Origin of the sequence: Facilibium subflavum, assembly GCF_003574485.1 — a bacterium.
GTDB classification, from domain to species: Bacteria; Pseudomonadota; Gammaproteobacteria; order Francisellales; family Francisellaceae; genus Facilibium; species Facilibium subflavum.
Map to the genome: position 1 here is coordinate 1 of NZ_QLIT01000164.1, position 512 is coordinate 512.

The 512-nt window shown below is 40.6% G+C and carries 1 protein-coding gene; it reads right to left on the bottom strand.

The annotated features are described in order from the left end of the window. Positions 1-95 precede the first annotated feature (95 nt). Entirely contained in the window at positions 96-446 is a 351-nt protein-coding gene (gene tnpB, locus DNK84_RS09890) for an IS66 family insertion sequence element accessory protein TnpB (RefSeq protein ID WP_119344357.1), read from the bottom strand. Positions 447-512: the final 66 nt, after the last annotated feature.

Genomic DNA, 512 nt, shown 5'->3' on the forward strand with positions numbered 1-512 from the left:
CCGTGTCAGGAATGCTCTCGTTGGCCTGCGGCTTTCAATCAATGGCTTATTATACCATAAAACCCTGATTTCTCGCGGGTTTTAAACACATTTTTTCAATAAAAACAGGAATAATTTAAGGCCTTCCTACCCACCATATTGGCATAATCCAATCCTGAGAGTAACCATTGAAATTGATCAGCATCCAAAGCCACAATCTGGCCATTTTGATAACGTAATTTAAAGCGATCCTTCTCCAGACGTTTCATCCATAGTGCAAAGCCATTTTTGTCAAAATACAACACCTTCATCCGGTTGCGTGCCTTGTTACAAAAAACAAAATAGCTGCCTTTTTGTGTGGGAGCACAACCAAACTGAGATAAAACCAAAGCGGATAAGCCATCGATACTTTTGCGCATATCCACCGGAAAATTGGCCAGGTAAATCTCATGTGCCGGCGTTAACATCACAAGGTACCCTTAATGTGATCCCAAATGTCAAATCAATTTAAATCATGCCTTTTTGTTTTGCCG